This is a genomic window from Polaromonas sp. P4_H1, from assembly GCF_056400945.1.
This window is the reverse complement of sequence record NZ_JBFUKG010000013.1, coordinates 123,861-148,122: the sequence shown is the minus strand read 5'-3', so window position 1 is coordinate 148,122 and position 24,262 is coordinate 123,861. Positions and strand designations below refer to the sequence as shown.

26 protein-coding genes and 1 tRNA gene are annotated in these 24,262 nt (G+C 63.0%); 8 read left to right on the top strand and 19 right to left on the bottom strand.

What is annotated here, in order from left to right:
* The first annotated feature begins 595 nt into the window (after positions 1–595).
* The 3 genes from AC1DS5_RS17645 to AC1DS5_RS17635 all read left to right on the top strand — a co-directional run bounded on the left by AC1DS5_RS17645 (position 596) and on the right by AC1DS5_RS17635 (position 2,049).
* Complete coding sequence (locus AC1DS5_RS17645) at positions 596–796, top strand: hypothetical protein (RefSeq protein WP_477719542.1); 201 nt, start codon at positions 596–598, stop codon at positions 794–796.
* Between the two features lie 463 nt (positions 797–1,259).
* The gene (locus AC1DS5_RS17640; RefSeq protein WP_477719541.1) at positions 1,260–1,736 is read left to right on the top strand and encodes a hypothetical protein; all 477 of its coding nucleotides are present in this window, start codon (positions 1,260–1,262) and stop codon (positions 1,734–1,736) included.
* The gene (locus tag AC1DS5_RS17635) at positions 1,726–2,049 is read left to right on the top strand and encodes an I78 family peptidase inhibitor (protein WP_477719540.1); all 324 of its coding nucleotides are present in this window, start codon (positions 1,726–1,728) and stop codon (positions 2,047–2,049) included. The genes AC1DS5_RS17640 and AC1DS5_RS17635 overlap by 11 nt, the downstream gene beginning before the upstream one ends.
* A 252-nt stretch (positions 2,050–2,301) precedes the next feature.
* Here the strand turns inward: AC1DS5_RS17635 and AC1DS5_RS17630 are convergent, their stop codons facing one another.
* The 6 genes from AC1DS5_RS17630 to AC1DS5_RS17605 form a co-directional block, all read right to left on the bottom strand.
* Positions 2,302–2,520, bottom strand: a complete 219-nt coding sequence (locus AC1DS5_RS17630) for a hypothetical protein (protein ID WP_477719539.1) — start codon at positions 2,518–2,520, stop codon at positions 2,302–2,304.
* 35 nt (positions 2,521–2,555) lie between these two features.
* Positions 2,556–3,716: a radical SAM family heme chaperone HemW gene (gene hemW, locus AC1DS5_RS17625; RefSeq protein ID WP_477719552.1), complete on the bottom strand. Its 1,161-nt coding sequence runs from the start codon at positions 3,714–3,716 to the stop codon at positions 2,556–2,558.
* 178 nt (positions 3,717–3,894) lie between these two features.
* Positions 3,895–4,497: an RdgB/HAM1 family non-canonical purine NTP pyrophosphatase gene (gene rdgB / locus AC1DS5_RS17620; RefSeq protein ID WP_477719551.1), complete on the bottom strand. Its 603-nt coding sequence runs from the start codon at positions 4,495–4,497 to the stop codon at positions 3,895–3,897.
* A 45-nt stretch (positions 4,498–4,542) separates the two neighbouring features.
* Positions 4,543–5,271 (bottom strand): ribonuclease PH, encoded by a 729-nt coding sequence (gene rph / locus AC1DS5_RS17615; RefSeq protein WP_477719538.1) that lies wholly within the window; start codon positions 5,269–5,271, stop codon positions 4,543–4,545.
* Between the two features lie 145 nt (positions 5,272–5,416).
* Entirely contained in the window at positions 5,417–6,319 is a 903-nt protein-coding gene (locus AC1DS5_RS17610; RefSeq protein ID WP_477719537.1) for a PP2C family protein-serine/threonine phosphatase, read from the bottom strand.
* The gene (locus AC1DS5_RS17605; protein WP_477719536.1) at positions 6,316–7,323 is read right to left on the bottom strand and encodes a serine/threonine protein kinase; all 1,008 of its coding nucleotides are present in this window, start codon (positions 7,321–7,323) and stop codon (positions 6,316–6,318) included. The genes AC1DS5_RS17610 and AC1DS5_RS17605 overlap by 4 nt, the downstream gene beginning before the upstream one ends.
* 69 nt (positions 7,324–7,392) lie before the next feature.
* On the opposite strand from AC1DS5_RS17605, the gene AC1DS5_RS17600 reads away from it, so the two are divergent.
* The 4 genes from AC1DS5_RS17600 to AC1DS5_RS17585 all read left to right on the top strand — a co-directional run bounded on the left by AC1DS5_RS17600 (position 7,393) and on the right by AC1DS5_RS17585 (position 11,607).
* Complete coding sequence (locus tag AC1DS5_RS17600; protein WP_477719535.1) at positions 7,393–8,310, top strand: YicC/YloC family endoribonuclease; 918 nt, start codon at positions 7,393–7,395, stop codon at positions 8,308–8,310.
* A 66-nt stretch (positions 8,311–8,376) separates the two neighbouring features.
* Positions 8,377–8,997, top strand: a complete 621-nt coding sequence (gene gmk / locus AC1DS5_RS17595; protein WP_477719534.1) for a guanylate kinase — start codon at positions 8,377–8,379, stop codon at positions 8,995–8,997.
* Between the two features lie 41 nt (positions 8,998–9,038).
* The gene (rpoZ, locus tag AC1DS5_RS17590) at positions 9,039–9,242 is read left to right on the top strand and encodes a DNA-directed RNA polymerase subunit omega (RefSeq protein WP_096662930.1); all 204 of its coding nucleotides are present in this window, start codon (positions 9,039–9,041) and stop codon (positions 9,240–9,242) included.
* A 118-nt stretch (positions 9,243–9,360) separates the two neighbouring features.
* A complete protein-coding gene (locus AC1DS5_RS17585) occupies positions 9,361–11,607 on the top strand; it encodes a RelA/SpoT family protein (RefSeq protein WP_477719533.1) in 2,247 nt (748 codons plus the stop codon).
* Between the two features lie 270 nt (positions 11,608–11,877).
* On the opposite strand, the gene greB is transcribed toward AC1DS5_RS17585, so the two are convergent.
* The 13 genes from greB to gspG form a co-directional block, all read right to left on the bottom strand.
* Positions 11,878–12,450 carry a transcription elongation factor GreB gene (gene greB / locus AC1DS5_RS17580; protein WP_477719532.1) on the bottom strand — a complete coding sequence of 191 codons (573 nt, stop codon included), beginning with the start codon at positions 12,448–12,450 and terminating at the stop codon, positions 11,878–11,880.
* A 105-nt stretch (positions 12,451–12,555) separates the two neighbouring features.
* A tRNA-Arg gene (locus AC1DS5_RS17575) sits at positions 12,556–12,632 on the bottom strand.
* A gap of 136 nt (positions 12,633–12,768) precedes the next feature.
* Positions 12,769–14,001 (bottom strand): type II secretion system inner membrane protein GspF, encoded by a 1,233-nt coding sequence (gene gspF / locus AC1DS5_RS17570; RefSeq protein WP_477719531.1) that lies wholly within the window; start codon positions 13,999–14,001, stop codon positions 12,769–12,771.
* A gap of 34 nt (positions 14,002–14,035) precedes the next feature.
* Positions 14,036–15,460: a type II secretion system ATPase GspE gene (gspE, locus tag AC1DS5_RS17565; protein ID WP_477719530.1), complete on the bottom strand. Its 1,425-nt coding sequence runs from the start codon at positions 15,458–15,460 to the stop codon at positions 14,036–14,038.
* A gap of 34 nt (positions 15,461–15,494) precedes the next feature.
* Complete coding sequence (gene gspD / locus AC1DS5_RS17560) at positions 15,495–17,738, bottom strand: type II secretion system secretin GspD (protein WP_477719529.1); 2,244 nt, start codon at positions 17,736–17,738, stop codon at positions 15,495–15,497.
* Positions 17,739–17,743: 5 nt separating this feature from the next.
* Positions 17,744–18,547 (bottom strand): type II secretion system protein N, encoded by an 804-nt coding sequence (gene gspN / locus AC1DS5_RS17555; RefSeq protein WP_477719528.1) that lies wholly within the window; start codon positions 18,545–18,547, stop codon positions 17,744–17,746.
* Positions 18,548–18,619: 72 nt separating this feature from the next.
* On the bottom strand, positions 18,620–19,123 hold the full coding sequence (gene gspM, locus AC1DS5_RS17550) for a type II secretion system protein GspM (protein WP_477719527.1): 504 nt from the start codon (positions 19,121–19,123) through the stop codon (positions 18,620–18,622).
* Positions 19,120–20,343 carry a type II secretion system protein GspL gene (gspL, locus tag AC1DS5_RS17545; RefSeq protein WP_477719526.1) on the bottom strand — a complete coding sequence of 408 codons (1,224 nt, stop codon included), beginning with the start codon at positions 20,341–20,343 and terminating at the stop codon, positions 19,120–19,122. Before gspL ends, gspM begins: the two co-directional genes overlap by 4 nt.
* Before the next feature lie 127 nt (positions 20,344–20,470).
* On the bottom strand, positions 20,471–21,415 hold the full coding sequence (gene gspK, locus AC1DS5_RS17540) for a type II secretion system minor pseudopilin GspK (protein ID WP_477719550.1): 945 nt from the start codon (positions 21,413–21,415) through the stop codon (positions 20,471–20,473).
* Between the two features lie 302 nt (positions 21,416–21,717).
* Positions 21,718–22,410, bottom strand: coding sequence for a PulJ/GspJ family protein (locus tag AC1DS5_RS17535; protein WP_477719525.1), 693 nt, complete (start codon positions 22,408–22,410; stop codon positions 21,718–21,720).
* Between the two features lie 26 nt (positions 22,411–22,436).
* On the bottom strand, positions 22,437–22,835 hold the full coding sequence (gspI, locus tag AC1DS5_RS17530; RefSeq protein ID WP_477719524.1) for a type II secretion system minor pseudopilin GspI: 399 nt from the start codon (positions 22,833–22,835) through the stop codon (positions 22,437–22,439).
* Positions 22,832–23,341: a prepilin-type N-terminal cleavage/methylation domain-containing protein gene (locus AC1DS5_RS17525; RefSeq protein ID WP_477719523.1), complete on the bottom strand. Its 510-nt coding sequence runs from the start codon at positions 23,339–23,341 to the stop codon at positions 22,832–22,834. The genes gspI and AC1DS5_RS17525 overlap by 4 nt, the downstream gene beginning before the upstream one ends.
* Positions 23,316–23,756: a type II secretion system major pseudopilin GspG gene (gspG, locus tag AC1DS5_RS17520; RefSeq protein WP_477719522.1), complete on the bottom strand. Its 441-nt coding sequence runs from the start codon at positions 23,754–23,756 to the stop codon at positions 23,316–23,318. The genes AC1DS5_RS17525 and gspG overlap by 26 nt, the downstream gene beginning before the upstream one ends.
* 45 nt (positions 23,757–23,801) lie before the next feature.
* Here gspG and AC1DS5_RS17515 point away from each other — a divergent pair, with 45 nt between their 5' ends.
* Positions 23,802–24,245 carry a type II secretion system protein N gene (locus AC1DS5_RS17515; RefSeq protein WP_477719521.1) on the top strand — a complete coding sequence of 148 codons (444 nt, stop codon included), beginning with the start codon at positions 23,802–23,804 and terminating at the stop codon, positions 24,243–24,245.
* Positions 24,246–24,262 lie beyond the last annotated feature (17 nt).

Here is a 24,262-nt window from a genome sequence, read left to right as displayed (position 1 = left end):
CAACTCCGGACTCGTCAGAACGTTGAAGAATTCCACCGCCTGGGTCGATCTCGCCCGGCGTCCAATGCTGCTGCAACGTTGATGCAAGACGCTTTGGGCATTACGATCCATGGTGGCTGGCCTTTGGGAAGATGGTTTGGGTGCTTCGTAAACAACCATCCTATCGACCCTTTGGTCAGCCATCTCCCTTTGCTTTCAAGCACTTACGCACGTCGCCGAAGGCCAACCTGCCAAAGTAAGTGCCATTCCGCTTAATACAAGAACTCACAGGCTAGCGTAAGCTCGAATGCCCCGGTTTTAGTACCCAATTGATCGCAGCCGTCCATACTTGATACCCCGCATCATGGCCGCTGTCTGTCCTGCGATAGACCGTTCCCGAATAATCCGGCGCTTGAATTCAGCGAAGGCCCCCCGGCATGTGGGTCACAATCCGACCGGCTGAAGTGGTGGCTCCGCGAGACTGGTCGGGTTAATACATGTCATTCCCAATATGAATCAAAGGTCTTCAGGCGAGCATCATGGATAAAAAAACAGGTAGTTTTGCTCGCCGGTATTTGATAAATTAACTATCCCGTTAATCGAGTTAGGACTCACCATGTCTGATTCCTTGAAGCACTTGCGGGAGGCCATACAGGCAGAGGTTCTTGGCGAATCAATGCGTCGGGATCGCTACCAAGCGATGACGAAAAAAATCATCGAGTTCCAGGATGGCATCGGTCTTACGCCAACTCCTGAGCAACTCGCGCAATGGCGGGAAGATACGGAAGCAATTCTCCTGAAGAGGATGCAGCTGTAGGTGTCATGAAGGAACAACCAAAAAGTCACCGCCATCAGCCCTTTGATCAATAAGCCCTCCCATCGGCCTCCATTGGCCATCAGACGACTTATTGATGTTTCCACTCATGACGCACCACACCGTTCGGACTGAGCCTGGCCTGTCCCGAGCTTGTCGAAGTGTCGCGAAGTGTCGAAGCCCAAGGACCAAGCGCAGGCGAACGGTAGTGAAGTGATTCGCGGGGATTGTCGTTCGCTTTGACTCCCTCTGAAGCTGCTCTGATCACCCCAAAAGCTGTTACAACTGATCACCACAGCCTTCGGCGCCACGCGGGAAAAGAGCCTTTCAGGGCTCACAATGAATCTCAAGACAACACGGCCGGCTGGCTCTCGGCTGGTGCCGTGCCCCCAACTCAACGAAAACCCTCCCTGGCACGGTTGCGTTTTCTGCAATCTCTTCCCCCTTCCCGATGGAGATACAGACCATGAAACGTCTTGTCCTGACCATGTTTTTCATGTTTTTTGCGTTGGCCGCGTCCGTGCATGCGGCCGACTGGCTGACGATTACCGGTGATGCGGATAACCCCAATTCGGACTATGTCCAGGTCGACCCTGCGGTTGTCGAGGTGGGTGATGGCCTCAAGTCGCTGGTGGTGCGGGTCAACCATGCGGCCGTCAAACGCACGCCCGAGGGCGTGGCCTTCCGGTCTTTTGAGGCGCCCATTGTGGTGGACTGCCGCACGAAGTCGGCCTATTACACGGAGTCACGGGCCTACAAACAGCCGGCTTTTTCTGGTGCACCGCTGGGGGTGCAGCTGTTCAAGCCCTTCGCGCGCCCGGTACGGTTTGAGTCCCTGCCTGGCAACCCGAGCGAGCGGGTGATCAAGGCAGCCTGCGTGACGGTGGCCGCAGTGGATGAACCTTCGCCTCAAACCCGGAAAGAATCCAATCGTGCGTATTAAACGCCTCTGCCCGGCCGTGCCCGCCCTGCTCTTGCCGGTGCTCCTGGCTGCCTGCGCGGATGCACCGCGGGCCGCGGGTTCGCCGGAGCCGCCACCTTCGGCTGTCTCCCGGCGCTGCAATGCGGCGCCCGCCCAGTTTGCCGTGGGCCGCTCGGCGGATGCGGCCCTGGCCGAGGATGCGCGCATCCGGTCAGGCGCAAGAACGGTGCGGGTGTTGCGGCCCAACGAGGTCGTGACGATGGAATTCAATGCGGAGCGGCTGAACCTTGCCGTGGACCAGGCTGGCCGCGTGACCCGCGTCAACTGCGGCTGAGCGCTTGAACCGGCGCGGGTAACAGCTCACTCAAGCTCGATCGGGTTCGATCGGGTTCGATCGGGTTCAACCAACCGCAGCTTCGTGGCGCTAGTGTGGTGTTGCATGCTTGATGGCACAAATAAAAATGATGGATTTTTGGTCAGGGCAAGGCGCAAACCACAGCGATACCCGTAGGTATCGCGCGGATTTGCAACGCCGCCATGGCCGAAAAGACGCATTTTTATGTGCCAGATAGCGTGCAACACCACACTAGGGCTTTCTTGCGCCTTTACCCATCTGCTGCAGCTGCCGTTTTCGTTTGCTCCTGTTTTTTGATTCCGGCTCGTCGGGCCGGTTGCGCAAGGCCTGCGCCTTTTGCTCCTCGGCCTGCTTCCTGCGTTTCTTGTTGCGTAGGTGCATGATGGTCCGGCCCAGCCCGAAGCTGATGGCACAGGTGACAAGCAGAAGAATGATGTTGGTGGTTTCCATAAGATCGGGCTGCTGCTTACTGGCTTGCTGGCTTACTACGTCAAAAACAGTGACTGCAAGTCGTTCAAAAAATCAAAACCGCGCTCGGTCGGCTTCACGCGGACAAGGTCGCGCTCCAGCAGGCCCTTGCGCTCGCCCTCTTCCAGGCCTTGCTGGATGGCCGTGACAGGCAGCCCGGTCTTGTCGGAAAAATCCTGGAGTTTGAAGCCGTCTCTCAAGCGCAGGGCATTGAGCATGAATTCAAAGGGCAACTCCGCGCGGCTGACTTCGGTTTCCTGCGTTACGGCGTCCCCGGCCAGGGCTTTTTCCATGTAAAGCTTGGGCTCACGGTAGCGGACCTGGCGAACCACCCTGTGCGCGAAGCTGAGCTTGCTGTGCGCCCCCGCACCGATGCCGAGGTAGTCGCCAAACTGCCAATAGTTGAGGTTGTGAAAGCAGCGATGGCCGGGCCTGGCATAGGCCGACACCTCATAACGTTGCAGCCCGGCGCCTTCGGTCATCTCGGTGATCTGGTCCAGCATGGCATAGGCCGTGTCTTCTTCCGGAATTGCGGGCGGGAATTTGGCGAAGTAGGTGTTCGGCTCAATGGTCAGGTGGTAAATCGAAATATGCGGCGGCTGCAGCGCAAGCGCCTGCCGCATGTCCTGCGCGAGGTTTTCCAGCGTCTGACCGGGCAAGGCATACATGATGTCGAGGTTGAAGGTGTCAAAGGCCTGCGCCGCCTCTTCGACCGCCGCAATCGCCTGGGCGCGGTCGTGCACACGCCCAAGGGCCTTGAGGTGGCGGTCGTCAAAACTCTGCACGCCGACGGACAAGCGCGTTACCCCGGCGCTGCGAAAGGCCTTGAAGCGGTCTTTTTCAAACGTACCGGGGTTAGCCTCCAGCGTGATTTCGCAATCCGCCTCCAGCCTGAGCCGGGCGCGAATATCGGCGAGCAGACGGTCAATCGCCTGCGGCGAGAACAGGCTGGGCGTGCCGCCGCCGATAAAGACGCTGTGCACGGTACGGCCCCAGACCAGCGGCAGGGCGGCCTCCAGGTCGGCCATGAGCGCGTCCAGGTAGCGCTGCTCGGGCATTTCGCCGCTGACCTCATGTGAATTGAAATCGCAGTAGGGGCACTTCTTGAGGCACCACGGCAAATGCACGTACAACGACAGCGGCGGCAAGGCGGCCAGCTGCAGCGTACCGCTGCGCATGTAGTGCTGAATGTCTTTCACGATCGGCTCATATCAATGGATACATGTAGCAGCGATGGCACCATGCAACGGTCGCAGTTCAGACCAGCGGACACCGCGGAACCGGTTGTGCCGGGCCGCTGGTGTCGCCCCTTGAGGGGGAGGCCGCGACACGAAGTGCGCCAGGCAACGGGGTGAGTCATGTCAGCCACCGCTCGCGCATCAAATCCATCATCTGGCGCGTGGCCCGGCCGCGGTGGCTGTTGGCGTTTTTGACTTCCACCGGCAACTGCGCAAAGGTCTGGCCGAATTCAGGGATGAACATGACCGGGTCAAAGCCAAAGCCGTTGCTGCCCACCGGCTCATGGGCAATGAGGCCCGCCACCCGCCCGCAGGCTATCAAGGGCTCGGGATCCATCTCGGAACGAACCGCCACCAGGGTGCTCACCAGCGCCGCGCGGCGGTTGGTGATGTTGGCCATCTGCTCCAGCAAGGCCCTGACGTTGTTGTCATCGCCCTTGGCGTAGCCAAACTGCGTGGCATAAAACGCGGTGTCCACGCCCGGCAGGCCACCAAAGGCGTCCACGCACAAGCCGGCGTCGTCTGCCAGCGCCGGCAGTCCGCTCAGCCTGGACGCGTGGCGGGCTTTGGCAAGCGCGTTTTCCACAAAGGTGCGGAACGGCTCCTCCGCCTCGGGGATGTTCAAGTCAGCCTGGCGCAGCAGCTCCACGCCGAGCGGCACGAGCATGGCCTGCAGCTCGGCGAGCTTGCCGGTGTTGTTGGATGCCAGAACGATTTTCATCATGAAAAGTAACTTTACCCCTTATTTTACGGGGCCAATAAGCTATTAATTTAATAGCGATTTCTTCTGCAGCCCAACCAGCTCGGCGATGCCTTTTTCAGCCAGCACCAGCAGCGCGTCCATTTCCTTGCGCGAAAAAGCGGCGCCTTCCGCCGTGCCCTGCACCTCCACGTAGTTGCCCGCGCCGGTCATGACGACGTTCATGTCGGTATCACAGGCCGAGTCTTCGGTGTATTCCAGGTCGAGCAGGGGCGTGCCCTGCACAATGCCCACCGAAATGGCCGCCACGTGGTCGAGGATCGGGGTTTCCTGAAGCTTGCCGAGGGCCAGCAACTGATTGACCGCATCCTGCGCGGCCACAAAGGCGCCGGTGATGCTGGCCGTGCGGGTGCCTCCGTCGGCCTGAATCACGTCGCAATCGAGGTGAATGGTTCGTTCGCCCAGTTTTTTCAGGTCAAACACGGAGCGCATGGACCTGCCGATCAGGCGCTGGATTTCCTGGGTGCGGCCGCTCTGCTTGCCGCGCGCGGCTTCGCGGTCGCTGCGGGTATGCGTGGCGCGCGGCAGCATGCCGTATTCGGCGGTCACCCAGCCCTCGCCGCTGCCTTTTTTATGGCCCGGCACTTTCTCCTCGACGGATGCTGTGCACAGCACCTTGGTGCCGCCGAACTCAATCAGCACAGACCCTTCGGCATACGCGGTGTAGTGGCGGGTAATGCGCACCGGACGCAGGGCGTCGGCAGCACGCGCGTCGACTCTGACAAACTGACTCATGGTGGATGGCTTTCTGGCGGAAACGCCGGGTGAACGGAAGAATGGAATAAAAAGGGGAAGCGAAGAAGTAACTGGGAAAGGAGGAAAAGAGCGCGATGGACCGCTCAAGGCTGCTCAATGGCACGCGGGCCTTCGCACCGGAATCTCAGGCTTTTTTGGCAGCCGAGCGGCGGATGGCCTCGTTGATTTCTGCAATCGATTTCTCGATCGTGGCTTCGTCAAGGTCGTCAACCACCGAGTCCATCAGGCCTGCCTGAATGGTGGAGGCGAACACCCCGTCCATGATGCTGTCTGTAGAAACACCCCGGGTGGATTCAAACGCATCCGGCGTTTCCCACTCCATGGCCAGAACGGTCACGTTGTCGCTCTGCTCTCCACCGGCACGCAAGGCGCTTTCCACGAGGTCTGGCACCGCATCGGACACGCCTTTGGCGGACAGCTGGCGGACAATTTCGTCATCACTCAGGCTGCCCCACAGCCCATCGGAACACAGCAGCAGCTTGTCGCCCTGCTGCAGCGTGACGGGGCCGGCGATGTCAAAGACGGGCTTGGTCGGCGAGCCCAGGCAGGTAAAGAGGATGTTGCGGTTGATGCGCTCAAACCTGATCGCCCCGGCGCTCTGCTGCTCAAGATAGGAGTGATCACGGGTGCGCGTCAGCAACTCGCCATCCCGCACGACGTACAGGCGGGAGTCGCCGCAATGCACCCATGTAGCCCCGTCGCCCTGCAAAATGGCGGCCACCAGGGTGGTCCGGGGCGTGTCGAGCATGCCTTTTTCACTGGCATAGCGAATGATCTGGTGATGGGCCGCCATCAGGGCGGTCGACAGGAACTCGGTGGTGTCCGGGATCGTGGGACGCGCGTCCTGCTGGTACAGCGCGGAAATGGTCTGCAGTGCCAGTTGGGCCGCCACCTCGCCGTCGGGATGGCCACCCATGCCGTCGGCCAGGACAAACAAGCCCGATTCGCGCGTGTAGCAATAGCCCATGCGGTCTTCGTTCTTCTCGCGCCCGCCCTTGCGGCTAACCTGAAACACGGAGAATTTCATTTGAGTTTGGTCGCAAAGCCAGTGGCCTTACGCGCGGTTTTTTTGGTATCGGACACGATGTTGTCAAACTGAAGGCGCACCTTCTCGCTGACGGTGAGTTTGGTGTAACGACGCTCACCTTCCCGGCTCAACTCCTTTTGCAAGGCAAACACGGACTGAGGCCGGGACAGCGGGTCCAGCGACATGCACCACTCGACGACTTCAATCAGGTTGTCGGAGTAAACGCCCCGTAGCCGGGACAGCGCCAGGGACAGGCGGTCTTTCTCGAGGCGCTGGGGTGCGTCATTGGGCGGGTAGCCCTGCATGGAGGCGTAGATACAGGCGCCAATGGCATAAATATCGGTCCAGGGGCCCATCGACGAATCGCGGCGGTACATTTCCGGGGCGGCAAAACCGGGGGTGTACATGGGCCGGATGAAGTTGCCCTCTTTGCTCAACACCTCGCGGGCCGCGCCGAAGTCGATCATCACGGCCCGGTTGTCGTCGGTGATGAAGATGTTGGCCGGCTTGATGTCGAGGTGCAGCATCTTGTGCTGGTGCACGATACGCAGCCCGCGCAGGATCTCGTCAAACAGCGACCGGATAGTCGACTCGCGGAACACCTTTTGCTTTTTCAGCTCGCGGGCGGTGATGATGAAGTCTTGCAGGGTGCCGCCCTCCAGGTAATTCATGACCATGTAGACGGTCTCGTTTTCCCGGAAGAAATTCAGCACGCTCACCACCGAGCCGTGCGCAATCTGGGCAAGCGCCCGGCCTTCTTCAAAAAAACTCTTGAGGCCCAGACGGTACAGCGAGAGCTTGTCCGGCTGAACCTGGGGCAGCAATTCCCCGGGAGAACGGCTGGCCAGCGAAGACGGCAGATACTCCTTGATGGCGACCTGCTGGCCCTCATTGTCAACAGCCAAGTAAACTACACCAAACCCGCCGGCCGAAAGCTTGCGCACAACACGGTAGCCACCAATCACGGTGTCGGGTGGCAATGAGGCGGGCTTGACCTTTGACATAATTTGGGATGAGCCATGGTGACGACGTCACCCAAGTCTTGTTCTCTCTCTAGTAAAGCGTATAAGTACATGTCAGTTTACAGCATGACGGGTTATGCGACCGTGCAGTCCAGCGCGGCGCAATCCGGACCCGAAACTGATTCCGGCCCGGAGGCCAGTTCCCGGTTGGGTGTCGAAATACGTTCGGTGAACAGCCGCTTTCTCGACCTGGCCTTTCGCCTGCCCGATGAATTGCGCCAGGCGGAGCCGGCCCTGCGTGAATTGCTCACCGGCAAGCTCAAACGCGGCAAGGTGGAACTGCGGGTATCGCTTGAAAGCACCTCGGCCAGCAGCCTGCGCCCCCCCTCGTCGGCGACGCTGCAGCGCCTGGGTTCGCTGGAAGACACCATCAAGTCCTGGCTGCCACAGGCCGCGGCCCTCAGCGTGGCCGACGTCCTCAGAATCGCCACCAACGAGGACAAAAAACCGCATGATTTCAGTGAAGAGCTGCTCAAGCTGTCCAAAAAGGCCCTGAAAGACCTGATGTCCGCCCGGGAGCGCGAGGGCGCGCGCCTGGCGGCCATGCTGCTCGACCGGACTGCGCAGCTGCGCGCGCTGGCGGCGGCGGCGGTACCCATGGTTCCCAAACTGGTGGAGCAGCAAAAGGCGCGTTTTCTGGAACGCTGGAAAGAGGCCATGGCGTTGTCCGACAGCACCACGCTGCCGGAAATCGCCCAGGACAGGGCCCTGACCGAAGCCACGGCCTTCGCCATCCGGATTGACGTGGCCGAGGAAATCACCCGCCTGTCGTCCCACCTGGATGAAATCGACCGGCTGCTCGCCAGCGGCGGCGAACTTGGCAAGCGCCTGGACTTCCTGATCCAGGAACTGCACCGCGAAGCCAATACCCTGGGTTCCAAATCCGCATCCCTGGAACTGACCCGTATTTCCGTGGACATGAAAGTGCTGATCGAGCAGATCCGCGAACAGGTCCAGAACATCGAGTGACCCTGAGCGACAATCACTCAACTTACTACTCACTACCAGATTAATAGCGATCAACGCCCACTGAACATGGACTACCCTGGAAACCTGTTTGTTGTAGCCGCCCCCAGTGGTGCGGGCAAGTCCAGCCTGGTGAAGGCCCTGATGGAACTGGATTCAGCCATCCAGCCCGCCGTTTCGCACACCACCCGGCCGCCGCGCGGGCAGGAAAAGCATGGCCGGGAGTACTTTTTCCTGTCGCCGGAAGAGTTTGACGGCATGGTGCAGCGCGATGCGTTTCTGGAATGGGCGCATGTGCACGGGCACCGTTACGGCACCTCGCGCCAGGCCATTGAAGAGCGAATCGCGCACGGTACAGACGTGATTCTGGAGATTGATTTCCAGGGCGCCATCAACATCAAGCGGATTTTCTCGAATGCCGTGCTGATTTTCATCCTCCCCCCCAGTTGGGAGGAATTGCGCTCCCGCCTGCAACGGCGTGGCGAAGACAGCGCCGAAGTCATCGAATTGAGGCTGAAAAATGCCGCCACCGAGATGGCTCAAGCCCGGGAATTCGACTTCGTTATAATCAACGAGTTATTTGAGCGGGCAGTTTTCGACCTGAAAACCATTGTTCATGCCCAGCGGCTCAAGTTTTCGGCCCAGCGACGCGCTCGCGCCGAGACTTTCAGGGCCCTTCAAATTCCTTAAAAGTCTTACGTCCTCTTTTATCGATCACACCGGAGATCACCATGGCCCGCATTACCGTCGAAGACTGCCTCGAAAAAATCCCCAATCGCTTCCAGCTGGTTTTGGCCGCCACCTACCGCGCCCGCATGCTCAGCCAGGGGCATGCCCCCAAGATCGAAAGCAAGAACAAGCCCGGCGTCACGGCCCTGCGCGAGATTGCAGAGGGCAAGATCGGCCTGGAAATGCTGAAAAAAGTGCCTAGCTGAGTCTCTGGGTCCGTACTGAGCCCTTGTTGAAAGCACCGTAACCCGGTGCTTTTTTCGTTTTGGACGCCGTAAAATCCGTTTTTTTCACGTTTTATTCATGCCGCGATACATTTAAGGCATGAGTGCCATGGTTTTGCCCGTCGTTTCCAGCAAGTCAACCCCGGCCGCCGCCAATGCTGCCGCGGCCAGCTTCGCTGCGCTCATGGCCGGGCTCGATTACCTGAGCGCTGCGGATATCGACAATGTCCGGCGGGCTTACCGCTTCGCCGATGAGGCCCACCTGGGCCAGTTGCGCAACAGCGGCGAACCCTACATCACCCACCCCATTGCCGTTGCCCAGCAGTGCGCGGAGTGGAAACTGGACGCCCAGGCGCTGATGGCGGCGCTGCTGCACGATGCCATTGAAGATTGCGGGGTCACCAAGCCCGAACTGATCGAGCGCTTCGGAGCGCCCGTGGCCGAGCTGGTGGACGGCCTGACCAAGCTGGAAAAGCTGGAATTCAATACCCGCGAGGAAAACCAGGCCGAGTCGTTCCGGAAAATGCTGCTGGCCATGGCGCGCGATGTACGCGTCATTCTGATCAAGCTGGCCGACCGCAGCCACAATATGCGCACGCTGGGCGACGTCCCGCGCGCCAAGTGGACCCGGATCTCGCGCGAAACCCTGGACATCTACGCGCCCATCGCCCACCGCCTGGGCCTGAATACCACCTACCGCGAGCTGCAGGACCTGTCCTTCCAGCACCTGCACCCCTGGCGCTACGCCACCCTGACCAAGGCGCTGCAAAAGGCCCGCGGCCGCCGGCGCGACGTGATCAAGCGGGTGCAGGGCGAGGTCGAGTCGGCCTTTGCCAGCGCGCAGGTGCCTGTGCTCATCTCGGGGCGCGAGAAGACGCTGTATTCCATCTACCGCAAGATGGACGAGAAACACCTGTCCTTCGCCCAGGTCACCGACCTCTACGGCTTTCGGGTGATCGTGAAGGACCTGACCGCCTGCTACACGGCCATGGGTGTTTTACACCAGCTGTACAAGCCGCTGCCCGGAAAATTCAAGGACTACATCGCGATTCCGAAAATCAATGGCTACCAGTCGCTGCATACCACGCTGGTCGGTCCGTTTGGAACCAATATCGAGTTCCAGATGCGTACCGACGCCATGCATGTGGTGGCTGAGTCGGGTGTGGCCGCGCACTGGCTCTACAAGGCGACCGCCCCCGAGAGCGATGCCTCGCAGCGCCTGGGCGCGCAATGGCTGCAGTCCCTGCTGGATATCCAGCACGAAACACGCGACGCCGCCGAGTTTTGGGACCACGTCAAGATTGACCTGTTTCCCGAAGCGGTCTACGTGTTCACGCCCAAGAGCCAGATCATGGCCATGCCGCGGGGCGCAACCATTGTGGACTTCGCCTACGCCATCCACAGTGATGTCGGGCACCGCGCCGTAGCAGCCAAGGTCAATGGCGAGCAGGTCCCCCTGCGCTCCGAGCTGCATAACGGCGACGTGATCGAAATCATCACGGCCTCGGTCTCCAGTCCCAATCCGGGCTGGCTCAGCTTTGTGCGCACCGGCAAGGCCCGCTCCAAAATACGCCATCACCTCAAAACCATGGCGCTGGCGGAATCGCAGGAGCTGGGTGAAAAAATGCTGGCGCAGGCGCTGCGCGCCGAAGGCATAGAACGGGAACGCCTTCCCGAGGACGACGAGGCCCATCAGGCGACCTGGGAAAAAATCCTGCGCTTTACCGGCAACCGTTCACGCGCGGACCTGCTCACCGACATCGGGCTGGGCAAGCGTATCGCAACCATGGTGGCCAAGCGCATCGTGACTCTGCTGGCCGAAACTGGTGAAAAACCCGACGCATTGCTGATGAGCCGTGAACGCTATACCTCCCATGAGTCGGTATCGCAGGGCGCGCTGCTGATCGATGGCAGTGAAGGCGCCTCCGTGCAGTTCGCACCGTGTTGCCGCCCTATCCCGGGCGATGGCATCGTCGGCTACCTTGGCCGGGGTGAAGGGCTGGTGGTGCATACCGACGACTGCGCCGTGGCCAAGCGCCTGCAGCACCGCGACAGCGAGCGCTTCATTGCCGTGGACTGGTCAGACGAACCCGTGCGTACTTTTGAGACCAATCTTCTGGTCACGGTGGCCAATGGCAAAGGGGTTCTGGCGCGCGTGGCCGCCGCGCTGGCCAGTGCCGAAGCCGACATCACGCATGTTGATATGGGGCAGGAAGCTGCGCAGGATGCGACCGACCTGCGCTTTGGGGTGGCCGTACGGGACCGGATTCACCTGGCATCGGCCCTGCGCAGTGTCAAGCGCACCCCCTCCGTGCTGCGGGTGCAGCGCGCCAAGTCATCAGGATGAAATTGGCCCCCACGCTTGCTCACTTCGTGTAGCCGCTGCCCCCCGAGGGGGCCGCTGCGCCTGCGGCCCGGCTGAGCCGGTTCCGCGGCCCCTGCTGGGTTGGAGAGCTGCCACTTCTGGCGGTTAGGGCCCCCACGCTTGCTCACTGCGTGTAGCCGCGGCCCTTGCTGGGCTGGAGTTACCATTTCTGGCTATTGGGGCCCTACGTTCGCTCACTGCGTGTAGCTCTGTGGCCTCGATGTGGAATTGCAGGGGTAACGCTTCGGCCTTTTACTGCTTGAGATCCTCGCGGGCATCGGGAGCTGGATAGTCCACCTTCAGTACCTCGAGCACCTGCAGGCCCTGGGGTGTGACCAGGTTCACTTCATCACCCACCCGTGATTTGAGCAGCGCCCTCGCCGCCGGAGAAATCCAGCTGATTTGGCCCAAGGCGCTGTTGGCTTCATCAATCCCTAGAATGGTGACGGTGCGTTCCTCACCCCGGTCATCGGCATAGGTCACGGTGGCGCCAAAAAACACCTGGTCGCTACCGTGATGGATGGAAGGGTTGCTGATCTCGGCGATTTCCAGCCTTTGCGTCAAAAACCGGATGCGCCGGTCAATCTCGCGCAGACGTTTTTTGCCATAGTGGTAGTCCCCGTTTTCGGACCGGTCACCGTTGCTGGCAGCCCAGTGAACAATCTCCACGACCTTGGGGCGCTCGTTGTCGATCAGGTCGAGCAATTCGGCGCGCAGGCGCTCGTAACCCACCGGCGTGATGTAATTCTTGCCGCCCGCAGGCAGGGGCGGAAGCGCCAGGTCTTCGTCGTCCTGTTCGGTTTCCCGGGTAAAAGCTTTGCTCATGGCTTAACCAGAATAGCACTGAGGCGCTGAGGCCGTTGATCCACGGCAAAAATGACCGGCGAAAAAACGAAAAAGCCTGCAACTTTCGTTGCAGGCTTCCGTTTTTGGTGCGGCTGGCAGGAATTGAACCCACGACCCCTTGGTTCGTAGCCAAGTACTCTATCCAACTGAGCTACAGCCGCGTAGCTTAAGATTATAGCATGGCCAAATGCGTGCTTTGAGGCCGTGCTGCGTAACTTGTTTAAAAACCACCCGTCGCCCCCCGGCAGGCGTCCGGGACCGCAGCCGAAACTCAATCGCTCATATCGCTCATGCCACTCATTTCACGAACTGGTTGAGCTGAATAATCGGCAGTAGCACCGCCAGCACAATCAGCATGACCACCAGCCCCATCGCCACAATGAGCAGGGGCTCCAGGATGGTGGCCAGTGCCATCGCGCGCCGCTGCACTTCGTTGGACAGCTGCAGGGCGGCGCGCTGCAGCATCACGGGCAACTGGCCCGTCTGCTCGCCCAGGCGCGCAAACATGCTCACCAGGCCGGGGAAGCGTTTTTTCTGCGCCAACGCCGAGGCCAGCGGGGCGCCCTCGCGCACCAGCAGGAGTGCGTCGAGCGCGTCGGCGCGCATGGCACGGTTGGACAGGGTTTCGGCAGCTGCTTGCAAGGCCTTGAGAATGGGCACACCCGCGCCGGCAAGCATGGCCAGTGTGCTGGCAAAGCGCGCCGCGTTGTAGTCGCGCGAGAGGCGTCCGACCAGCGGCAGGGTCAGGGTTCTGGCGTCGAATTTCTCGCGGAAGCCTTCGTTTCTCAAGGCCAGACGGATACTCGTCACGAACAAAACAAGAGCACCCAGCAGCGCCCATCCATAACTGCGCACAAAGTCGCTGAGGGCCAGCATGGCCACGGTGAGGAAAGGCAGCGCGCGCTTGGTGCCTGCGAAAACGCTGGCCACCTGCGGCACCACGTAGCCGACCAGGAACATCACGATCACGATGGCCACCAGCGTCACGATCGCCGGGTACAGCGCCGCGCCTATGAGTTTGGACTTGAGCGTCTGGCGTTCCTCCAGATCGTCGGCCAGACGTTCAAGCACCAGGCCCAGATGGCCGGTTTGCTCCCCTGCGCCGATGACGGCGATATAGATCGCAGAGAATTCGCCGGGGTGATGCGACAGCGCCCGGGCAAAGCTCGCCCCGCCATTCACCTCGGCACGCAGGGCGGCCACCACGTTGCGCTGCTTCTCGTCCTCGGTTTCATCGGTCAGGGCGGTCAGCGCACGTTCCAGTGGCAGGCCGGAGGAAACCAGCCCGGCGAGCTGGCGCGTCCAGATCGTCAGGTTCGCGGTATTGAAGACGCGGCCGCCAAACAAGGGCGTCTGCAGCAACGAACGGGTGATACCCGGGCCAGCGCTGCCGCTCACCGGCTCGACAACCAGTGGCACCAGCGCCTGCGTGCGCAGCAGGCCGCGCGCTGCCTTGGCCGTGTCAGCCTCGATCACCCCCCGGCGGAGCTTGCCGTCGTTCTGCATGGCCTCAAAAGAATAGGCGGGCATGATGGCTTGGCGCAGTGTTCGGGCCGGCGCGGGTTCAGTCGGGGGTCACGCGCAGCAACTCCTCGCGCGAGGTGACGCCGGCGGTGACCAGCCGCTCACCGTCGTCGCGCATCAGCATCATGCCCGCCTGCAGCGCGGCCGCGCGAATCTCTGCTTCGGACGCGCGGCTGTGAATCTGGGCGCGAACAGCGTCATCGGTCACCAGCAACTCAAAGACGCCCGTGCGGCCCGCGTAACCGGTATAGCCGCAATGCTCGCAGCCGGCAGCCAGGCCCGACCCTGCCGAAGAAGCGTGGCAGTAGGTGCACCGCTTGCGCACCAGCCGCTGTGCCAGCACGCCGAGCAGGGACGAACTCAGCAGGAAAGGTTCCACACCGATATCGGTCAGGCGCGTCACGGCGCTGGACGCATCATTGGTGTGCAGCGTGGCCAGCACCAGGTGGCCGGTCAGGGAGGCCTGTATGGCGATCTGCGCGGTCTCGAAATCCCGGATCTCACCAATCATGATCACGTCCGGGTCCTGCCGCAGGATGGCGCGCAGCGCCTTGGCAAAGCTCAGGTCTATCTTTGAATTGACCTGCGTCTGCCCGATGCCCGGAAGCTCGTACTCAATGGGATCTTCGACCGTCATGATGTTGCTGACGCCGGCATCGAGCCGCTGCAAGGCGGCGTAGAGCGTGGTGGTCTTGCCCGAACCCGTGGGGCCGGTGACCAGGATGATGCCGTGCGGCTGGGCAATCAGGTGCTCGAAGCGGCGAAGTACATCGCCCTGCATGCCGACCGATTCCAGGCTCAGCTTGCTCTCGCTCTTGTCCAGCAGGCGCAGCACGGCGCGCTCACCGTGGGCGCTGGGCAAGGTGCTCACCCGCACGTCCACCGCCCGCGTGCCAATGCGCAGGCTGATACGGCCATCCTGCGGAAGGCGTTTTTCCGAGATGTCCAGGTCCGCCATGATCTTCAGGCGCGAGATCAGCGCGGCGTGCAGCGCCCGGTTGGGCTGCACGACTTCGCGCAGGGTGCCGTCCACGCGAAAACGCACACTCGAATGCCGCTCGTAAGGCTCGATATGGATGTCGCTCGCGCCGTCGCGCGCGGCCTGTGTCAGCAGCGCATTGAGCATGCGGATGATGGGCGCGTCATCGGACGTTTCCAGCAGATCCTCGACAGCCGGCAACTCCTGCATGATGCGCGACAGGTCGGCGTCGGACTCCACTTCGCTCACCACGGCGGCCGCGCTCGACTCCCCTGCCGCATAGGCGGCGCTGATGCGCTGGGTCAAGGTTCCCGCGTCAGCGCACTGCAGGACCAGCGCGGGGCTGTGCGCCGCGAACTTGCGCATCACTTCACCCAGGGCCGCAGGGTCGGGCCGGGCCGGATGCCACAGCGTCAGCGCATGGCCATCGTCTTCCAGTAGCAGGGTATTGCTGCGGGCAAAGGCGTAAGGCAATGGGTAGCGCATAGGGGTTTACTGGTCCGGGTTTACTGGTCCGGGTTTACTGGCCCCGGGCGGGTACGGGCGGGGTTGCGACGGGCCGCGGGGTAAGAGTCGGCACTGCCGGCGGTGCCTCTGGTGGTGCGGCAGGCGGCACGACGGAGCTTGCGGCAGCCGGACGCAGCGGCGGCAGCACCGCTGACTCATTGACAGGCACCACCACGCTGGACGCGGGCTGGGCATCTTTTTGCGCGGCTCGCATCAGGTCATAGCGGTCCATGGACAGGCTTTCGGTGGACGGCGCATCGCGTACCACCACCGGCCGCAGGAACACCATCAGGTTGGTCTTTTTGCGCGAGCGTGTCTCCCCCTTGAACAGGTGACCCAGTATCGGAATATCACCCAGGCCCGGCACTTTTTCCACGTTTCCCGAGTATTCGTCCTGCAGCAGGCCACCCAGCACCACGATGGCGCCATCATCCACCAGCACGTTGGACTCGATCGATCGCTTGTTGGTGATCAGGCCGGTTGCGGAGTTGATCGATGAAGGCTGCACGCTGCTGACTTCCTGGAAGATCTGCATTTTCACGGTGCCGTTTTCACTGATCTGGGGTTTTACCCGCAGCGTCAGGCCCACATCTTTTCGTTCGATGGTCTGGAACGGATTGACTGAACCGGCACTGGTGTTGGCGTTGGTGTACTGGCCGGTGATAAACGGCACGTTCTGACCAATCACGATACGCGCCTCCTCGTTGTCCAGCGTCAGCAGGTTGGGAGTCGAAAGGATATTGCCGGCGCCGTTGGCCTCCAGGAATCGCGCCAGGAATCCCAGCACATACACGCCGTTGGTCAGGTGCGCCACGCCAAGGTTGGCCCCCGTGGACGGCGCGATGACGCCGGCGGCAGCCTGGGTGGCGAGGGTGATGATATTGGTCCCGCCGACGTTGAAGTTGGTACCCAGCAGGCCAATGTTGTTGTCGCCCTTTTTACCCAGCGCGCCCTGGAACTGGATGCCAAACTCGGCAGCCTTGTCGGCATTGACCTCGGCGATCAGGCTTTCAACGAAGACCTGGGCGCGCCGCGCGTCAAGTTTGTCGATCACCGCACGCAGCTGGCGATATAGCGGCTCGGGCGCGGTGATGATCAATGAGTTGGTGGACGGGTCGGCCTGGATCTGCCCGCCGGTGGATGGCTGGCTGCTGGTGAGGGTGGCGGTTGCGGCGCCTGCCGCTACGACTGATCCGGGACCAGGCAGCGGGGCACCGGTTACCACGGGGCCCGCCGCAATGGCGCCGAGGGTGTTTGCCGCCATGGCGGCCCGCAAGGTGGTCGCCAGCTTGGTGGCATCGGCGTTCTTCAGGTAAACCACATAAATATTGCCGCTGGCAGGATCCGCGCTGGTAGCACCGAGCGCAGCCTGATCGAGCCTTTCCACCAGCGTCCTGACCAACGCCAGGCGCGCCGGATTGGCGGCGCGCACGATCAGCGAGTTGCTGCGCGGTTCGGCCAACAGCGTCGTCCTGAAGGACGTGTCGGCCTGGCCCGGAACGACGCCCCCGGGGCCTGCGGAGTCGATAAGGCGGGAAACCAGCGGTGCCAGGTCGGTGGCGATGGCGTGCTGCAGGCGGATGACCTCCACGCCCGTGGCATTCGCCACATCGAGGGCCGCGATGATGGTGCCGATGCGCTGCAGGTTGTCGGCGTAATCAGTGATGATCAGCGAATTGTTCCCCGGGTTCACATTGATGGTGTTGTTCGGGCTGATCAACGGGCGCAATACCGGCACCAGATTGTTGGCCGTCTCGTGATTGAGCCGGAAAATCTGGGTGAGGATCTGCCCGCTCGCGGGCGGCACGCGACCGGCGGACACGGTGCCGCTTTGCAGCTTGGCATCCGCCTCCGGCACCACGAGGTACAGGCCGGCGGACTCCACCAGCGCGAAGCCCTGCGTCCGCAATTGCGCGGAAAACTGCCGCAGCGCCTGCGCCGGCGTCACCGGCGAGGTGGTCACCAGCGTCATCGTGCCCTTGACACGCGGATCCACCACCACATTGCGGCCGGTAATGACCGCCATGGTGCGTGCCACGGCTTCGATTTCCGCGTTGGCAAAATTCAGGGTGACCGGGCCGCCCGGCCGCGTTGCGCCATTGCCCGGCGCCGGGCTGGTTCGCGGTGTTTGGGCATGCAATGGCCTTCCATCCCCTGCAAAAAGAACACAAGCCGCAATCGAAACGACAGCGATCGGAAACCTGGGCAATGTGGCCAGGGTTGAGAGCACATGGGCTTGGGTCTGGATGTTTGTCATACTTCTTAACCCCAGGTAATGATGGAACGACTACCGTCACGGCGCCCGATGATGTTCAGCAGGTTGGCCAGTGCCGCTTCATGCTCAGGCTGGGCGCTGGCAACCCCCTCAAAACGCAGATGTGAACCCACCCAGCGCCCATTGCCACTTAATTGCAGGTTTCCCTCGAGCGTAGCAAGTTCCAGTGAGGTTGTGTTACCTCCGATGAGGGTCATGCGGTAACTCCCCATGGGTTTGAGGGTAGACAGGCGCGACGACAGGCTCAGCGCCGTCAGCTCCGCGCGCCCCGACACCGCCGTCCGGCCTCCAGTCCATTCCAGGGAAAGGTTTTGCGTTACGAGCCGCAGGCTGCCCTCGGCCTGTACGGTGTTCCAGGGGGTACCCAACCCCGCCAGGATGGCCGCCGGCCATTGCGTTGCGCCATCGGCCACCTGCAGGATCACCCCGCCCCGGCGCGGGGCCAGTCGCCCCCGCAGCGGCGTGGGCGTGCAGCAGTCGGCGGTCACTTGCAGGTTCAGGGCCAACAAGCTGGGACGCAGATGCCAGTCCACACGCCCCGGCAGAATAGCGCTGTCGCGGCTGCCGGCACCCCCCGTCAGCAGCAGCCTGGCCGAACCGGTCCAGACCGTACCGCGCGCCTCAATCAATTCAACCCGCCCCAAGGTGGCCCCGGACACGGCCGCAGCCAGCCAGGCCGCCGGCGCGTACACGAGTAAAGCCGTAACCAACCCGATCAAGGCGCCCGAAAGCGCCCAGCGCCATGGTGCAACTTCGGCAGGATGGCGGGAGGAAGCTCGGGGGCGCAACACGGTGGGGTTCAGGCTTGGCTTGAAGGCTTGAAGACGTGAAGCAGGGAGATGACCGAATGAAACGGGACCGGCCTACTGCACCGGAAGCCTCAGTACCAGCATGCCGTCCCACACGGCCGGACCGGCCGGGTTGGACGCATTGCGCACCAGGCGCGCCTCATCCGGTATGGCGCCCGCATTTGCACGCGCCTGGGCCAACCACTGGGCCAAAGCGTCGGCCGGCGTGTTGCGCAGCGTGACGGTGGCGCGGTCGCCCACCACACTCAGCTGCGCAGACGCGCCCAGAAGCTTCACCGAAGCCTGGAGAGCGCGCAGCGCATCATCACGGCTGATCCTGGGCTGCGCCTGCAGGGCCTGAGCCTGCACCCGCAGGCCCTGCATTTTCTGCCACTGCGCATCCAGGCTACGCTGCTGCGCCTCAGCCTGGCGCAAGGTGCGCAACGGGGGCACCATCAGCACCCACCAGAGCAATGCCAGCCCGACCAGCAACGCGACGCTGCGGAGCAAGGTTTGCTCGCGTTGGCCAAGTGCATGCCAGCGCGCCTGAAGAGGGACCAGGGCATCGGCGATTTTCATGGGGCCAGCTCCTGCTTGATGAACATGGTGTCGCCTTCCGCCCGCGCGCTGTAGCCCTGGCCCTTGAGTTGGACGGACAGGCTGGACGCTTCCTCGGGACCGAGTTGCAGGCCCTTGATGCGGGCCTCGCCCGCCACGAATTCAATGGCGCCCGCAGTCCGGCCAGGAGCCATGGTCGTGCCCAGAGCCGCCAGAATGGCCTCCAGATCCCGCCCGGAGGCGGCTCCGGTGGCCTGCCGCAACGCCGCCACCTCACGTTCCATTTGCAGCGGCGCATCGACCACCACCCTGACATGCGGAAAGGTCTGCGTCAGGGTGTCCCTGACGGCAGCACGCCGGGCCTGCAGTGCTGACTGCTCTTTCCAGGCCCAGGCGTTCAGCCCGACCAGATTGACCAGCAGCAGCAATGCAGCGCCCCACCGCGCCGGTCGCCAGGCAGGCGATTGCCATAGCTCGCGGAGCACACTGAATAGGCGTTTGACCGTGCGAGCGCGGCTCGACGAGGCCAGCTCAAACTGCGCCAGGTCCCAGGGTGAGCGGGCGGCCTCGAGCCAGCGCTGGGGCCGGGTCATCACGCCGACCTTGCGCTGAAGCACCTGCTCGGCCAGCGCGGCCACGCCGGGTTCAGCCAGGGCCTGAAGCTCTTCATCGGATTCACTGGTGACCGGGATCAGGGTCAGTGCTGCGACGTTCAGGGGAAGCAGCATCACGCCCGCTGCAACGTCGCCGGTAACCAGCAGCCGCGGCAGGTCGGCCTCACCCACAGCGTGCAGGTACAGAGGGCCCGTCGCGGGGGAAAACTCCGGCACGATGCGGGTGACCGGGCGTTGCGCGAGTTCCAGTGCCTGCAGGTGCCCACGCAGCCACTGCTTGTCGCAAACAGCAACCCAGGCCCGTCCGCCAGCAACGGCACCCGGCGCCAGTGCCAGATGCAGTTGCTCCGGCTCGTCCAGCAGCCGGTCTTCGAGCAGGCCTTCCAGGATGGACCGCAGTCGCGGTGAGCCCATGCCAACGCCTTTGGGCAATTCGACCAAGTGCCACGACAACAGTCCCACGGGCACGACGGCGATCACCTCGCCGCCACGCTCGGCAGCCGGCAGCAGGGCCAGCGGCACACTGGCGTGGTCCGTCATCGTTCGACCGTCGTGCGTGCGTACATAGTCATAGCTCGCCGCGGCACCGGGTGCCGCCAAGGGTAGGTAAACGATCAGTGTGCTCATGGGCAAAGACCCCGGTTCATTTCATTGTAGGGTAGCGTTTTACTATGAATACCCCAACGACCCCAACGTACCCTCAACGTACCCCCGACCGCGGCCGGATGCAATGGATGCAATTCTTCTCGGCATCTCAGCGGCGGGCCACGTCTGCCACCGTGACGACGCCCCGGTCGCGCCAGAGCGTGCGCACCGTCAGGCCGTCGCGCTGCAGCACTGAACGCTCCTGGACTTCGGTCTGGTCGAGCCGCAATCTGCCGCGTACTTCGAAAAACCGGGAGGCCACCGCATGCTGCCCGTCATTGAACGCGCCGCTTGGGCCACTGTGTTGCTGATTGGCATCGGCCAGCGTTCGAAAGTGGTTGCGCGCACGCGCGGCCACCAGTTTTTGCGCTTCGGCCATCTCCAGCCCGGGTGTGCTGGCGTAAATAACTTCAGCGCTGGCGGTATTGAGGTTGACGGGGGTGCGCACGGGCAGCAACGTGATGTAGGGTTCCAGCGCGGCAAGCGTCTCGGGAGCAAGCCCCAGCCAGACCAGCTGCTCGACCCGCTGGGGCATCAGGGGTGTCTGCTGGGTAGCCGCCTGAGCGCCGGCCTGTGAGACCTGCAGCAATTGGCTGGCCAGGGTATTCAACTGCTGGACCGGCAAACCCAGCAACTCGAACAGCCGGCCAAAGCTGGCCATGGCGGGTTCCGAAATCGCGTTGCCTGCAACCAGGTTGATCACGTTGAGCCTGCCCTGCAAGTCGCTCACCTGGCCGGAGAGAAACGCTTCGCGCTCGGTTTCGCTGGCATTCTTGTCAATGGCCAGAAAGCTCGACAGCCGCGCTTCATTCAAGGGCACGGCCCACGGCTCAGCCAGATGGTCAGCCCCGCCCGCACGGGCATCCTCACGCAGGATCAGGCGCGTCCAGTCCAGGGCGCCCGTCAGAATCCATGCCGACTGCACCCGGGCACGCTCAGCCGCCTCCACTTCCACACTGCGCCACTGCTGCCAGAGCGCCGCCGCGGCAAAGGTAGCCACCAGTGTCACGGTGAGCATGGCACTCAGAAGCGCCGCACCCGACTCGAGCGCTATACGCAGTGAGCGAGCGTGGAGGCTCTTCCCTCCAGCCGGGGCCGCGGGACCGGCCTTGGCCTGTCCTGAGCCTGTCGAAGGGCCAGACCGCAGGCGCAGTAAGCAACCGTGGAGGCTCTCCACCCCAGCAGGGGCCGCGGGACTGGCTTCGCCAGACCGCAGGCGCAGCGGCCCCGAGGGGCTGGAGCCCCGGGGCTCCAAGCCTGCCTGCGCAGGCTTGGACGGGCGACAGAGGCGAAGCGTCTCGCGAGCCGCGGCCTGCAAGGCCTCGCGCAGTACACGCAGTGACAAGCGTGGGGGCATCAAGACTTCTCGCTTCCGAAAGTTGGGCGCACCCAGTCAACGGTGAGCTTGCCACTGATCGCCTGACCGGGCGGCAGGGTCAGCACCAGGCGGATGCCGTCGGGCACAACAGTCTGCTGGGACACGGGCTGCGCGGCCGCCGGCGGGGTCATGGCCGTCCCCCGGCTACCGTCGCTGGACTGCGGATTGGTCCACGCGTCGCTGCGGAAATAAAAGAGTTGCCAGTCTTCCAGCGGCGTCACAGGCACTTCGCGCGCGCGATCCTCGGTGCTGGCGTTTTGCGCCCAAAGCGCCGCCCGGCTCCAGGACTCGTTCCAGTCGGCTGCGGTACTCAGCACCGGCGACTGCCAGCGCAGCCACTGCCCCCCAGCCGCATCGATGCGGCGGGTCCATGCCACCACCAGCACGCCCTCGCCGCCCGAGGCCGTGCGCCGCGTCATGCGTAGCACGCGGCCATCCCAATCCAGGTTGCTCACACGGGGCAGCTGGGCCAGCGCATCCAGATCGACTTTCCATTGCGCAAGGCCGGCCTGCAGTGTCAGCACCTCGTCGGCACGCTGGCTGGTCTGGGCCTGCGCGCGCGCCATCCCGTCGAGGCCGCGCCAGCTGAGCACGGCCAGCAGCGCCATGACCGTGATGGCCACCAGCACTTCGATCAAGGTAAAGCCGCTGCTTCGGGCTTGGGTTCGCATGGGGTCCGCCTGCATAGCTCAATAGATCAATAGCGCGTCACCACCGTGGACAGCTGGAGGATCGGCGTGTTGCCGTCGCTCACCTGCGCATCCACGCGCCGGAATTCGGGGTTGGGTGTGGGCTGCACCGACAGCGTGACCTGCAGGCCGCGTCCGGCCTGCTCGCAGGCCTCCGTGCTGTCGCCGATGCCGGGCATCTGCCGCGACAGGCGAACCTTGACCAGCTGGTTTTCCGCGCACAAATGCGCAAGCAGAACGTCGGACTGGCGCCAGGCGTTGTTGGTCAGGGCGCTCGTCGCCTGAAAGCCCGCCACGAGGGCGATCGCCACAATGCCCAGGGCCACCAGCACCTCGATCAACGTGAAGCCCGCCGAGGAACGGCGTGCCCGTAGCTGTAGCTGTGGCGGAGACCGATGCGGCGTCATGGCTGGACCGCTCCCTGAACGGCAAAGGGACGCAGCCCGTCGGTGGCGACGCGCAGGGTGCGATCAGACTGGCTGACGCTGAAAAGTTCCACCGCCTGCGGGCCAATGATGGGCTCGGGTCCGAGCTGCACGCTGGGGCTGCCGCGAACCATCGTGCCTTCGGCCAGCCACCTGGCGGGTAAAGCCTTGGACGGCAGACCTTCGAAGCGAAAACCCTCGGCGGTGGTGTGCCAGTACACCGCTACACCGCTTGCACGCGACTGCGCGCGGGCCGACTCAAACAAGACCGCCAGCCGCAGCGCCTCGCGCTCCAGCGTGGTCTGGGCGTTGTCGCGCAGCGCCAGCGTCACGCCGGCCGTGGCCAGTGCCATGATAGCCACCACCACGAGGAGTTCGAGCAAGGTAAACCCCCAGTTGCGGGGATTGCGGGCACGGGCTCCCGGGGCAGCACGTGCAGGGACGGGAATGGAGGCAATATCCCTATTGCCAGCTGCCGATGTCAGCATCTTTGCCTTCACCGCCGGCCTGGCCGTCGGCCCCCAGAGACATGACATCGACTTCCCCTTTGATGCCGGGGTTGAGGTACTGGTAAGGACGGCCCCAGGGATCGTTGGGCAGCTTTTCCACGTAGGATTTCCAGTTGGCCGGAATCGGCCCGCTCGTGGGCTTGACGATCAGCGCCTGCAGGCCCTGCTCGGCGGTGGGCATGCGCTGGTTGTCCAGCTTGTAGAGCCTGAGCGCCTGGCTCAGGTTGTTCACATCGGTTCTGGCCGCCATGACACGCGCATCATCGGCACGGTCCAGCACATTGGGAACAATCAGCGCCGCCAGCACACCGATGATGACCAGAACGACCATCAGCTCAATCAGGGTGAAGCCAGCCTGCAGGCTACGGCGCGCGAAAAACTTGAGAGAGGTCATGGTTGGCATGTCGGTAGACCAGTGTGCTTCCATCATAATCTCAGCGTGGTAATACTTTCACAAAGCAGGCTGGGCTTGCGGGCCATTACGCTGGTAGTCTGGGCACTCGCTGCTGCGAGCCTGGTGTACTGGGGACTGCGACTGGCCCCCGGACGCGGTATGGCCGAGCCGGTGCCCGTCACCGCAGCGAGCCCCGCGTCCCTCGATCCGCTGGCCGTCGCGCGCGTGCTGGGCGCAGCAGCCCCAACACCCTCACCACAAGTCAGCCTTGCCAGCCGGTTTTCCCTGCATGGCGTAGTGGCCGGCTCCCCTGGCGGCGGCGCCGCACTGATCGCCATCGACGGCAAGCCTGCGCGGCCATTTCGTGTGGGCAGTGAAGTCGAAGAGGGTCTGATCCTGCAGTCGACGGCAGCGCGTCAGGCCACACTGGGAGCAACACGCAACGGCCCTGCCCTCGTGACGCTCGACATGCCACCGCTGCCGCGATGATCCGGGCAGTCTGGACA